Genomic DNA, 12,934 nt, shown 5'->3' with positions numbered 1-12,934 from the left:
CCAGCCTACTCGTGCGGGGCTGCGACCACGGACCGCTCGCCGTCCGTCGGTCCCTGCGCACGGAGCCCGGTCAGGTCGGGCCAGGCGAGCACGAGCATGGCGACGACCGCCGGCCCGAACGTCCAGACGTAGCCCGCGGGGTTCGCCAGGACCAGCGGGGAGGTCGATCCGGCCACGGCGACGAGCACCTGGGTGGCCAGGATGATCCCGATGCCGGCCGCAGCGACGAGCAGTCGCGATCGGTACAGCAGGCGGACGCCGACGACGATGCCGATCACGATGAGAGTGGTCAGGACCATGCCGATCGGCGCGGTGCTCCACGAGCCGATCTCGACGGTCTGCTGGTGTGTGATGGTGCCGAGGGCGCCGACGAGGACGCCGACCACGGCGGCCACGACGACCGCGGTGGCCTTCCCCTGACCGGACATCTCGGCGTAGGTCTGCGGGGCGACGGGGACCGGGGGCGCGTCGTGGCGGAAGGCCTCGAGCGCGGGCACTTGGTGCCGGACGCCGTGCGGCATGACGTACGACAGCGACGAGGGGTCCTGCGGGTCGGCGGGGTCGACCGCGACCTGGCTGCGGTACTGCTCGAGTGCTGCCCGGACCCGGCCGCGCACCGGGCGCACGTCGACGGTGAGGTCCGCCAGCCCGGAGTCGGCGTCCACGATCATCGAGAACGGGACCTCCTCGGCCCTCGCCGCGTAGCGGGCGGCGGCGTGGATGCGGAGGTGGTCCGGGTGCCCGTAGCCGCCGTCGTCGCCGTAGCTGACCACCGCGTCGGCGCCGGTCGAGCGGATGGCGGCGCGGACGTCGTCGACGACCTCGCCCAGGTCCGCGCGGGTCAGCGAGTCCTCCGGAGCGTCACCGGCCGAGGTGGCCCGGCCGTCCGGACCCCACTGCATGCCCGAGTCCGTGTACCGCCGTACCGGGAGGTCCGTGGGACGGGCTCCTGGACCGCCGAGCCAGAGGTGCGCGGGTCCGCCAAGTGCTGCCAGCGCGGCGGCGATCTCGGTCTCACGGTGCGCGGCGACCCGGAGGCCGTCGCCGGCCATCGGGGCGAGCTCGCTCGTGAGCATCTCGCCGCGCTCACCCCGGGTCGCCGTCAGGACGGTCACGTGGGCGCCGAGTTCGAGCAGCGTCGCGATGGTGCCGCCGGACGCGAGCGTCTCGTCGTCGGGGTGCGCGTGGACGAAGAGGACGCGCTCAGGGCGTGTGACCGTGGACATCGCCTGCAAGCGTACGGGACGCCGTCGGGCCGCCGGGTGTCAGCGGGGTGTGACGATGTAGGTCGCGGTGGCCCCGCCGCCGCTGTCGGTCGAGAACGTCACGACGACGCGGTGGTCGTCGCTCCGGAACAGGCCGAAGGCACTCGAGGAGTCGGCCCGCTCGGCCGACTTCGTGAAGCCGGCGTCTGCCAGCTGCTGCGCTGCCCGGGCGAAGTCGTCGACCGAAGACGCGCGGACCTGCACGACCCACCCGGAGTCGGCGGGCCCCGCGCCACCGCCCAGCACGGTGCCGTCGACGAGCGGGACGGCCGAGGACGGGAAGCCCGCGGGCACCTGGCCGTCGCTCGTCACCTTCGTGCCCTTGAGCGCGGTGTCGAGCGCGCCGTCGATGCCACCCGCGACCTTCGCCATGCCCTGCTGGATCGCGGCACCGTCGATGCCGTGCACGGTCTCGGACACGGTCGACGCCACCGAGGAACCGAGGTCCGTCGCCTGCGTGAGGCTCTCGGACGAGCAGCCGCTCAGTCCGGCGAGGGCGACGCCGGCAGCGACGGCGGCGGTGAGGGAGGTGCGGATCGGGTGACGCATGCCGGTACCGTAACCGCCCCGATGCCGGACTGGTCGAGCATCGGCTGGGAGATCACCCGCACTGGGGGCACGCGCGCCAGGCACCCACGCCGGGCGAGCACGCCGGACAGGCGCACCGGGACGGGCACGCCGCGACAGGCGCGCTCGTCAGCCGAGCGACGCGCGGGCCGCGGCGACGAGGGCGTCGACCCCGACCGGGATCGCAGTGTCGGCCTGCGGGGCGTAGAACGGCGAGTGGTTGCTCGGGACGTCCTCACCGCGGCGGAACAGTTCCGGGTCGGTGATGCCCGTGAACCAGTACACGATCGGTGCTCCGGCGGCGGTGGCGAGCTGTCCGACGTCCTCCGAGGCCATCGCCAGTCCGGACTCCATGTCGACCGCGTGCGGCACGACGGCACGCACGGCCTCGAGGACGACCGCTGCCTGCTCGGCGTCGTTCACCAGGACGTCGGCACCCGGGGCGCGCTCGATCGTCGGGGCAGCCAGACCCCCGGCATCACTCTCGGCCCGGACGATCCGCTCGATCGAGGCGACGATCCGCGCCCGGGTCTCCTCGTTGCGCGCCCGTGTGGAGATCTCGATGACCGCGGTGTCCGGGATGATGTTCGGTCGCGTCCCGGCGTGGAAGGAGCCCACCGTGACGACGCCTGCGTCGCTCGGCCCGACCTCGCGTGAGACGACCGTCTGCAGCCGGACCACCGCCGAGGCCGCCGTGACGATCGGGTCGAGGGACGCCTGGGGAGCGGAGCCGTGGGCGCCGCGTCCGTTGAACGTCACGGTGAAGCGGTCGCTCGACGCCATCACGGCACCGGACCCCACGGCGACGACGCCGACCGGGGCCGGGGCCGAGTGCTGCCCGAGGACCACGGCGGGCGTCGGGAAGCGCTCCACGAGGCCGTCGTCGATCATCGCGCGGGCACCGGAGATGACCTCTTCCGCCGGCTGGAACACCGCGACGACGGTGCCGCTCCAGTCCGCGGTGGTCCCGACCAGACGCTCGAGTGCACCGAGCAGCCACGTCACGTGGATGTCGTGACCGCAGGCGTGCATGGTCGGCCCCTCGTTGCCGTCCTCGTCCGTCGCGCGGTCGGTGCTGGCGTAGGGCAGGCCGGTGCGCTCCTGCACGGGCAACCCGTCCATGTCGGCGCGGAGCCAGACGACCGGACCGTCACCGTTCTCGAGGACACCAACCACACCCGTCCCGCCGACGCCCGTGGTGACCGTGATGCCGCCGATCTCGGTCAGCCGGTCGACGACGACGCCCGCGGTGCGTTGCTCCTGGAAGCCGAGCTCCGGGTGGGCGTGCAGGTCCTGGTAGATCGAGAGCAGGTCGAGAGTCACCGGTCCACCGTATCTCCCGACGCCGACGGCCCGGGCACCTGCGAGCGGTGACCGGGCCGTGGGAGGGAGGACGGGCCTCCCGGGTGGTTCTGCTTACGCGTCCTGGCGCTTGAGGCGCGCGTAGGACCGCTGGCGAGCCGAAGCGTCCAGCTCGACCTTGCGGATGCGGACCGCGTCCGGGGTGACCTCGACGCACTCGTCCTCGCGGGCGAACTCGAGGCACTCCTCGAGCGACAGCTGCCGGGACGGCGTCATCGACTCGAAGGTGTCGGCGTTGGCCGACCGCATGTTGGTGAGCTTCTTCTCCTTGGTGATGTTCACGTCCATGTCGTCGGCACGCGAGTTCTCACCGATGACCATGCCCTCGTAGACCTCTTCGGTCGGGTTGACGAAGAACGACATCCGTTCCTGGAGGTTCGTGATGGCGAACGGGGTGACCACACCGGAGCGGTCGGAGACGATCGAGCCGTTGATGCGGGTCTGGATCGCGCCGGCCCACTCGTCGTAACCGTGGAAGATCGCGTTGGCGATGCCGGTGCCGCGGGTCTCCGTGAGGAAGGACGTGCGGAAGCCGATGAGGCCACGCGACGGGACGATGAACTCCATGCGGATCCAGCCGGTGCCGTGGTTCACCATGTTCTCCATGCGGCCCTTGCGGGCGGCCATGAGCTGGGTGATGGCGCCGAGGTGCTCCTCCGGCGTGTCGATCGTCATGTGCTCGTACGGCTCCTGCAGCTTGCCGTTCTCGTCACGCCTGGTGACGACCTGCGGCTTGCCGACGGTGAGCTCGAAGCCCTCACGACGCATCTGCTCGACCAGGATGGCGAGCGCGAGCTCACCACGGCCCTGGACTTCCCAGGCGTCCGGGCGGCCGATGTCGACGACCTTGAGCGAGACGTTGCCGACGAGTTCGCGGTCCAGGCGCTCCTTGACCATGCGGGCCGTGAGCTTGTGGCCCCTGACCTTGCCGACGAGCGGCGAGGTGTTGGTGCCGATCGTCATCGAGATCGCCGGGGCGTCGACCGTGATGGTCGGCAGCGGACGGACGTCCTCGGGGTCGGACAGGGTCTCACCGATGGTGATCGTGTCGAACCCGGCGACGGCGACGATGTCACCGGGGCCGGCGGACTCGGCCGGGAACCGGCTGAGCGCCTTGGTGATGAGGAGCTCGGTGATGCGGGCGTTGACGACGGTGCCGTCGTGCTTGACCCACGCGACCGTCTGGCCCTTCTTCATCTCGCCGTGGAAGATGCGCAGGAGCGCGAGGCGACCGAGGAACGGCGACGCGTCGAGGTTCGTGACGTGCGCCTGCAGCGGGTGCTCGTCGTCGTACGTCGGGGCCGGGACGTGCTGGAGGATCGCTTCGAAGAGCGGCTCGAGGTCGTCGTTGTCGGGCAGCGTGCCGTCTTCGGGCTTGTTGCGCGACGCGGCACCGTTGCGGCCGGAGGCGTAGACCACCGGCACGTCGAGGATCGCGTCGAGGTCGAGGTCGTCGACCTCGTCCGACATGTCGGAGGCGAGACCGAGGAGCAGGTCCTGGCTCTCCGAGACGACCTCGTCGATGCGCGAGTCCGGACGGTCCGTCTTGTTGACGAGCAGGATCACCGGGAGCTTGGCGGCGAGCGCCTTGCGGAGCACGAAGCGCGTCTGGGGCAGCGGGCCCTCGGACGCGTCGACGAGCAGGACGACACCGTCGACCATGGAGAGGCCGCGCTCGACCTCACCACCGAAGTCGGCGTGGCCCGGGGTGTCGATCACGTTGATCGTGATGCGGCCGCCGGGGTTGAACTCCTCTGCGTGCTTCCCGTTGTAGAGCACCGAGGTGTTCTTCGCGAGGATGGTGATGCCCTTCTCGCGCTCGAGGTCGTTCGAGTCCATCATGCGGTCTTCGCCCTCGAAGTGGGCGTCGAACGAGTTGGTCTGCGTCAGCATCGCGTCGACGAGGGTGGTCTTGCCGTGGTCGACGTGTGCCACGATGGCGACGTTGCGCAGGTCGGACCGAGTGGCGAGCGCCATACAGGACATCCTTTTGTGTTCGGAAGATGATCGGGCGAGTGCCCGGGGTTCGGGCCGGGCCCGAAGGGTTCTCAGGCTCGTCCCGAAGGGATTCGGGACCGGCCCGAGGGTGCGGGACGGTGCCCGACGGTTTTCGGGACCATGCCCGACTCGCCAGTCTACCGGTAGTTGGCAAGCAGAGGGAGTACAGCGTATGAGCCGTCGGCGAACGTGGACCGAGATCACCGTCGTCCTCATGCTCTCACTGGGTGCCAGCGCGCTCTACTCGGTGCTGCAGATCATCGACGACCTGTCCCAGACGACGCCGCTCGGACAGCAGTCGACGGCACTGAACACCTCGACGACGACAGTGCAGTACGTGGACCTCGCGCGCCAGCTCCTGGGGATCGCGGTCGACCTGGCGCCCGTGGCACTGGTCTGCATGCTGCTGTGGAGCAGCTCGCGTCCGCACCTCGGTCGGCTCGGCATCGACCGCTTCCGGGTCCGCCCTGACCTCGGCGGTGCGGCCCTGATCGCGCTCTGCATCGGGGTCCCGGGCCTCGCGCTGTACTTCACGGGCCGTGCCCTCGGGATCACCGTCGCCGTCGACCCGGCCGCCCTCGGGTCGTACTGGTGGACGATCCCGGTGCTCCTGCTGTCGGCCGTCCGATCGGGCCTGCAGGAAGAGGTGATCGTGGTCGGCTACCTGTACGCACGCCTCGGCGATCTCGGGTGGGGGCGGTGGCAGGTCATCCTGTCCACCGCGGTCCTCCGCGGGAGCTACCACCTGTACCAGGGCTTCGGCGCGTTCATCGGCAACGCGGTGATGGGCATCCTCTTCGGCTGGATCTACACGAGGTGGGGACGGCTGCTCCCCCTCGTGATCACGCACGTGCTCCTCGACGCCACCGTGTTCGTCGGCTACCCGTTCGTCGCGCGGGCGTTCCCCGGGCTCTTCTCGTGACGCGACGTCGCTTCCTCGGTCGTCCTCGATGGGACTGTTCTCCACAGGAATGCGCTCGCCTGTCGCGCTGACCCTCTGAAATGCTACGTTCCACACATTGCACCGAGCGATGTGGGGAACGATGGGGATCGAGTTCGACGACGTGGCCGCGTCACGGCTGCTCACCTGCCTGACGGACGCGGCGCTGGGCCTCCGGGCGAGCGGTGCCGGCCGACGTGCCAGCGCCGAGACGGCACTGCGCGACTTCCACGGTGCGTACGCGCGCCTGTTCGAGGCGGCCCGGACGATCGAGTCGGAGGACCGGGTCCGGTTGACGAGGGCGCTCGAGGACCTCGCCGTCCAGCTGCACGTCGTCAACCGTCAGGCGGACGAGGAGCGCCGGCGACAGGAGGCTCGTGCCGCGTGGCAGGAGCGCGAACGGGGACGGGACCGGGCCCTCCTCACCGTCGGAGCCCCGCTGCGGCCGACACTGGACTGGTCCAGCTGTCTCTGGGACCCGGAGCCGGCGGACACCCCGGTCCGTCCGACACCGCTGACGGCGTCGTTCCGTGCGCGGACCCGGCCGCGGAGCAGCGGCGGCGGCGGGAGTGGCGCGGGTGGTCCGAGCGGTGCGGGCGGCCGGAGCGGTGCCGACCCGCGGCGCCTCCGCGAGTTCAGCGGCTCGGCTCATGTGCAGGACGCGGCCACCGAACAGGACCTGACACGGGTCCGGAACGCGTGGGCGGGCTTCACCAGTCGGTGCAGTTGGGTCCCGGTCGACGAGGCCACCCTGGTCGTCGGGTTCGGGGACTACCTGGCCGAGAACGCCGAGGACGCCGCATGGGCGGCACGTATCGCAGACGCGTTCGCCGCCGCGGGTGGTCGCGTGTGCCTGGCGAACGGGACCCTCGACGTCGCCGGCACGTCGACCCTGCCAGCGGCACTCCGACGGGCACTGGACCCGTCGGCGACGCCGGCCGAGGTCGCAGCGGCTTGGCGGGGACTCGGGCTGTCGGAACACGACCTCCGCGCGCTCCCCCTGGCGACGAAGCTGCAGATCGCGAACCTCGACGGCGTCCCGGCTGCGGCGCGGGACATCGCCTCGCGCGCGGTCCTGACCGCCGCGCTGGCGAACCCGGAGCGGGTGTACCGGATGCTCGGGCTACCGTACACCTACGGGGCGGTGGGGATGGACGAGTTCCGTCGGCAGGTGGCGGCGTTGTGGAAGGGGGTACGGCGGGCGGACCGACTGGCGCAGGGACTCGACGCGCCGTCCGCGGCAGTGGCGCAGCTCGTCGGGTTCGGAGCGTCGGACGGGGCACTCGTCGCTGCGGTGTCGCTCGGGGACCTCGACACGGCGTCAAACGTCACGGTGAACGTACCGGGCGCAACCACCACGCTCGACAGCGCGGATGAGAAGGTCCGCGCCGCCAACGGCGTGGTACGCCGAGCGATGCGACTCACCCCCTCGTCGACCTTCGCCTTCGTCTCCTGGTTCGGTTACCGGGCACCGGCGGCCATCGAGGTGCCTTCCCAGCAGCGTGCGGTCGCGGGCGGGGCCGAGCTCACGTCCTTCCTCGATGGTGTCCGCGACAGCCGGAACGGCAACGGCCCTCGCCGTCTGACGGTGCTCGGACACTCCTACGGGTCTGCGGTCGCTGTCGAAGCGACCGCGCAGACGCGGTACCGGATAGATGCCGTCGTCACGTACGGGTCAGTGGGGCTCACCGACGACACGAAGCCCGAGCACCTCAACGTCGGCGAGGTCTTCGCCACGGAGGGTGAGCAGGACCACACGGCCCGCTTCGGGAGGATCGGTCGGACCGACCCGCGTGCACTGCCCAGTGTGCACGTCTTCTCGGCGGAGGCAGGGCCGGAAACGAACGCGGTCACTGGTCACGACATGTACCCGCCGCGGGGCGTGGGGTACCTGTCACCGGGAGCCACATCACAGCGGCACATCGCCGAGATCATCGCAACGGGGAGGCCGGAATGAAGACGTCGACCAGGACAGTCGGCACGATCGGTGCCGTCCTCCTGACAGTCGGGCTGACTGTCGGGTGCACGTCCGGAGAGGGAACCGTGGACGAAGACGCAGGAGCACGCACGCAGCAGGAGGTCGCCACGCTCTCCTTGCGTGAGGAGTTCGACCGCTACCGCGAGCAGTACCGGAAGATGCAGGAGGTGCTCGCCGATGCGCAGCGACAGCTGTACGAGGGAGCGTGGCGATGGAACGGCGGGGACGACATCCCACAGATCGGCGGCGACGGGACCCGCCCGCTGGCCGGCGCGGACACGCACAACACGTACGCCCTGACCTCGAGTCGCTCGTACGACCCTGAAGGCGCCGAGGGGGCCAGGTCTGACCTCGACCCCATGATCGACTACTTCACCGCGAACAGTTGGAGCTTCCACGTCGAACGGGTCGGTCGTACCTACTACCTCGACGGCTTCACCAACGACGGCTGGCGTATCGAGTACCTCGTTCAACAGAGCGGTCATTACTCGCTCACGGTCTACAGCGACCTGTTCTGGACGAACGACGCTGACGCCCTGTCCGAAGCTGTGGGCGGCCGCGCCGGAGGACGTCACCCCGCCTACTCCAGACCCGGCGAGTACCCGGATCCGCCGACATGGGACTCCCCGATCATCAGCCCACCGAAGATCTGACGATGCGACACCGGATTCGACTCGGGGTGATCGCCTCGACCGTTCTCGGGCTACTGGGCGGTTGCGCGTCGGGCGGAACAGAGATGCCGAAAGACGCCGCCGGACTCACCCAGGAACAGGTCCGGGAGCTGACACTCCACCAGGAGTACGACCGCTACCGCGACCACTACGAACACATGCAACGGCTGCTCGAGGGAGCGCAGCTCGCCGTCCACGATGGCGAATGGGAATGGGTCGCTGGCGACGGAATCCCTGGGATCGGAGGCGACGGGGTCGCTCCCCTGCCCGGAGCAGACACCAAGAACAGCTACTTCCTCACTTCTGGCCGCATCTGGATGCCACCTGGCGCCACCGGCGCGCAGCGCGACCTCGACCCCATGATCGAGTACTTCGAACACCAGGGGTGGGCGATCGACCAACGCGCGATCTCCGACAGCTACGAAGTCTGGGCCAACACCGGCGACGGATGGCAGATCAACTACAGCCTCCGCACCAACGGGCGGTACTCCCTCGACGTCTCCAGCGAACTGTTCTGGACCAACGACGCGCTCGACCTGTCGACGGCTGTGTACGGAAGGTCTGCGCTGCAGTGGCCGGACGACTCCGTCCCGGGCGAACACCCTGTCCCGCCATCATGGGAGTCGCCCATCATCAACCAGCCCGAGATCTGACGATGCGCCACCGATCGGGGCTCGTAGCCGTCGCTCTGACCGTGCTCGGGTTGGCCGGTTGCGCGGCGATGGGGCCAGAGATGCCGAGCACGCGCGATCTCCGACAGCTACGAAGTCCGGGCCGACACCGACGAACCGGAGATCTGAGCCGCACCACGAGACGGACGGGAGGCGCCTCGCACGTCGTGCGCACCGCCTCCCGTCATCCCACGGCTAGGCCGCGATCGACGGGACCTTCTCCGGGTAGTGGCACGCCGCGCGGTGGTCGACGTCCTCGCCGCGGCGGGGCGCCTTCTCGGGCGACTCCTGCTCGCAGCGGCGACGCTCCTCCTCCGGGAGGATCGCGTAGAGCGGGCAGCGTGACCGGAACCGGCAGCCGGTCGGTCGCTCGGTCGGGCTGGGTGGGTCGCCCGGCAGCAGGATCGTCGTTCGGGACCGCTCGATGACGGGGTCCGGCACCGGCACGGCGGACATGAGCGCTGCCGTGTAGGGGTGCATCGGGCGTTCGAAGACCTCGTCGACGGCACCCTCCTCGACCGTGCGGCCGAGGTACATCACGCTGACCCGGTCGGCGACGTGCCGGATGACGGAGAGGTCGTGCGAGACGAACAGGTACGAGAGCCCGAGGCGTGCCTTGAGTTCGGCGAGCAGGTTGAGCACGCCAGCCTGGATCGACACGTCGAGGGCAGAGACCGGCTCGTCGAGGACGACGAGGTCCGGCTCCACCGCGAGCGCACGCGCGATGGAGATGCGCTGCCGCTGCCCGCCGGAGAACTCGTGCGGGTAGCGGTCTGCCTCGGCGGCCTGCAGCCCGACCAGGCCGAGCAGTTCGGGCACCCGTTCGTCGATGCGGGACGCCGGCGCACCGATCGCTCGGAGCGGTTCCGCGACGACGTCGAACACCGACACGCGCGGGTCGAGGCTGGCGGACGGGTCCTGGAACACCATCGAGATGCGCTGACGCAGTGCCCGTGTGCCGGCTGCACCGCGGGCGGTGGCGTCGGCGAGTGATTCGCCGAACAGTTCGACGGTTCCCGCTTCGGGACGCTCGAGGTCCATCAGCTGGTGCAGGGTCGTCGACTTGCCGGAGCCGGACTCGCCGACGAGGCCGAGGGTCTCACCGCGGCGGATGTCGAGGTCCACTCCGTCGACGGCGTAGACGTCACCGACCTTCCGACGGAACACGGCGCCCTTGACGAGCGGGAACGTCTTGGTGAGCCCTTCGACGTGCACGACGGGCTCACGGTCGGTGCGCGACGCCTCGACCGCTGCGGCGTGCTCGGGGACGACGGGCAGGGCGAAGATCCGGCCGGCATCCGCGTGGGCGGCGGCGACCTCGGCGGTGCGGTGGCACGCGGCGGTGTGACCGGAAGCGTGCAGTGGACGGGACGCGCTGGCTGCCGAGGGCGTGGCCGTGCTCGCGGTGGTCTCGTCCGCATCCGCCCGGGTACCGACGGCGGCAGCGTCGACGGCGGCGATGCCGATGCCCACCGGCGGAGCGAGGGCGGGCTCGGTCGACCGGCAGACCTCGCTGACCAGGGGGCAACGAGCCGCGAAGGGGCAGGCGTCCGGCAGGTCGATGAGCGACGGCGGCGACCCGGGGATCGGCACGAGCGGCGACCGGTCGGTGGCGTCGAGCCGCGGCAGCGCCCCGATGAGTCCGATCGTGTACGGCATGCGCGGACGGGCGAACAGCTCTTCGGCGGTCGCCGTCTCGACGATCCGGCCGGCGTACATCACGGCGATCCGGTCGGCGATGCCCGCGATGACCCCGAGGTCGTGGCTGACGAACACCAGCGCCGCACCCGTCTCGCGCTGGGCGGTCCGGAGCACCTCGATGATCTGCGCCTGGATCGTCACGTCGAGTGCCGTGGTGGGCTCGTCCGCCAGGATCACGTCGGGGTCGTTCGCCATCGCCATCGCGATCATCGCGCGCTGCCGCATGCCGCCGGAGAACTCGTGCGGGAAGGCGTCGACGCGGCGGGCGGGCTCGGGGATCCCGACGAGTTCGAGGAGCTCGATCGCACGGGCACGGGCCTCCGCCTTCGAGGCACCGCGGTGCAGGCGGACGGTCTCCGCGATCTGGTCACCGATCGTGTACACCGGTGTGAACGCGGACAGCGGGTCCTGGAAGACCATCGCGACCTTGTCGCCACGCAGCCGGCTCATCTGCTTGTCCGAGCGCCCGAGGAGTTCCTCGCCGTCGAGTTCGACGGAGCCGGTGACCTTCGTCGTCTCGGGCAGCAGTCCGAGGACGGCCATGCTCGTCACCGACTTGCCGGACCCGGACTCCCCGACGATGCCGAGGACCTCGCCGCGTCGGAGTTCCAGGTCGACCCCGCGGACCGCGTGCACGGTCCCTCGCGGCGTCGGGAAGCGGACGTGCAGGTCGCGGACCCGCAGGATCGGCTCGGTGGTGGTCGTCGGCGTCGCGGCCGACCCGTTCGTGATGGTGCTCATGCTGCTTCCCCGGTGGTCGGTGCGGCGGTCATACGCCGGAGCCGGCTTGCGTGTTCAACGCGGCCACGTCCACGGCCGCCTGGTTCTGGTCACGACGGCGGTTGCGCTTCTCGCGCTTGCCGGTCGTCGAGGTGGGGTCGAGGGCGTCGCGGAGACCGTCACCGATCAGGTTCGCCGCGATCGCGAAGACCACGAGCGCGCCGGCTGCGAAGTAGAACAGCCACGGGCTGGTCAGCGCGTTGGCCTGGTTCTGCGCGATCAGGGTGCCCAGCGAGACGTCGGGCGCCTGCACGCCGAAGCCGAAGTAGCTCAGCGTCGTCTCGCCGAGCACCGCGGTGGCGACCTGGATCGTGCCGTCGATGATGAGGAAGGACGCCACGTTCGGCAGGATGTGCCGGAAGATGATCCGGAACGGGCCGATCCCCATGTAGCGGGCGGCCCGGACGAACTCGCGTTCCTTGACGGACAGCGTCATCGCCCGCACCACACGGGCGGTGATCATCCAGCCGAACAGCGTGATGAGCACGACCAGGACCAGCCAGCCGGCGTTCTGGATGCGCGGGCTGATGATCGCGATGATGAGGAACGACGGCAGCACGAGCAGCATGTCGACGAAGAACATCACGATGCGGTCGACCCAGCCGCCGAAGTACCCGGCGGCCGCACCCGTGATCGCCGCGATCGCGGTCGAGAAGACGGCGACGAGCAGGCCGATCAGCAGGCTCTTCTGCATGCCTCGTGCGGTCTGCGCGAACACGTCCTGCCCGATGCCGTTCGTACCGAACCAGTGCGCTGCGCTGGGCGGTCGCGTGAACGACGTGTAGTCGATCGCCGAGTACTGCCACGGGCTGACCAGCGGGCCGATGAACGCGAAGGCGAACAGCGCCACGACGACGATGACGCCGATGCCGGCGCCGCGGTTCATGAAGAGACGCCGCGTGGTCTGCAGGAACCGGTTGCCCTGCCGCTTCGGACGGGCCGGGGTGTCGCTCCGTGCGATGAGCGACGGGTCGACGGGTTCGATCCGGGTGTCGGTCATG

General features: G+C 70.3%; 10 protein-coding genes. 4 read left to right on the top strand and 6 right to left on the bottom strand.

The window, feature by feature from the left end:
- Window positions 1-5: 5 nt before the first annotated feature.
- The 4 genes from DEJ24_RS10785 to typA all read right to left on the bottom strand — a co-directional run bounded on the left by DEJ24_RS10785 (window position 6) and on the right by typA (window position 5,171).
- On the bottom strand, window positions 6-1,226 hold the full coding sequence (locus DEJ24_RS10785) for a PIG-L family deacetylase (RefSeq protein WP_111078642.1): 1,221 nt from the start codon (window positions 1,224-1,226) through the stop codon (window positions 6-8).
- A 39-nt stretch (window positions 1,227-1,265) separates the two neighbouring features.
- Window positions 1,266-1,814, bottom strand: coding sequence for a hypothetical protein (locus tag DEJ24_RS10780; protein ID WP_111078641.1), 549 nt, complete (start codon window positions 1,812-1,814; stop codon window positions 1,266-1,268).
- A 147-nt stretch (window positions 1,815-1,961) separates the two neighbouring features.
- A complete protein-coding gene (locus DEJ24_RS10775; protein ID WP_111078640.1) occupies window positions 1,962-3,155 on the bottom strand; it encodes an amidohydrolase in 1,194 nt (397 codons plus the stop codon).
- Between the two features lie 93 nt (window positions 3,156-3,248).
- On the bottom strand, window positions 3,249-5,171 hold the full coding sequence (gene typA / locus DEJ24_RS10770) for a translational GTPase TypA (RefSeq protein WP_110903279.1): 1,923 nt from the start codon (window positions 5,169-5,171) through the stop codon (window positions 3,249-3,251).
- A 193-nt stretch (window positions 5,172-5,364) separates the two neighbouring features.
- On the opposite strand from typA, the gene DEJ24_RS10765 reads away from it, so the two are divergent.
- The 4 genes from DEJ24_RS10765 (at window position 5,365) to DEJ24_RS10745 (ending at window position 9,434) form a co-directional block, all read left to right on the top strand.
- Window positions 5,365-6,114, top strand: a complete 750-nt coding sequence (locus tag DEJ24_RS10765) for a CPBP family intramembrane glutamic endopeptidase (RefSeq protein ID WP_111078639.1) — start codon at window positions 5,365-5,367, stop codon at window positions 6,112-6,114.
- 121 nt (window positions 6,115-6,235) lie between these two features.
- The gene (locus DEJ24_RS10760; protein WP_181432909.1) at window positions 6,236-8,089 is read left to right on the top strand and encodes an alpha/beta hydrolase; all 1,854 of its coding nucleotides are present in this window, start codon (window positions 6,236-6,238) and stop codon (window positions 8,087-8,089) included.
- Between the two features lie 86 nt (window positions 8,090-8,175).
- Window positions 8,176-8,763 carry a hypothetical protein gene (locus DEJ24_RS16920; protein WP_181432910.1) on the top strand — a complete coding sequence of 196 codons (588 nt, stop codon included), beginning with the start codon at window positions 8,176-8,178 and terminating at the stop codon, window positions 8,761-8,763.
- Window positions 8,727-9,434: a hypothetical protein gene (locus tag DEJ24_RS10745; protein ID WP_146242574.1), complete on the top strand. Its 708-nt coding sequence runs from the start codon at window positions 8,727-8,729 to the stop codon at window positions 9,432-9,434. The genes DEJ24_RS16920 and DEJ24_RS10745 overlap by 37 nt, the downstream gene beginning before the upstream one ends.
- 213 nt (window positions 9,435-9,647) lie before the next feature.
- Here the strand turns inward: DEJ24_RS10745 and DEJ24_RS10740 are convergent, their stop codons facing one another.
- Entirely contained in the window at window positions 9,648-11,894 is a 2,247-nt protein-coding gene (locus tag DEJ24_RS10740) for an ABC transporter ATP-binding protein (RefSeq protein WP_111078634.1), read from the bottom strand.
- Between the two features lie 28 nt (window positions 11,895-11,922).
- A complete protein-coding gene (locus DEJ24_RS10735) occupies window positions 11,923-12,933 on the bottom strand; it encodes an ABC transporter permease (RefSeq protein WP_111078633.1) in 1,011 nt (336 codons plus the stop codon).
- Window position 12,934: the final 1 nt, after the last annotated feature.

It is taken from the genome of Curtobacterium sp. MCPF17_001, assembly GCF_003234615.1.
Lineage (GTDB): Bacteria > Actinomycetota > Actinomycetes > Actinomycetales > Microbacteriaceae > Curtobacterium.
Note: the sequence above shows the minus strand (reverse complement) of the source record. Positions and strands in the feature narration are given on the sequence as shown.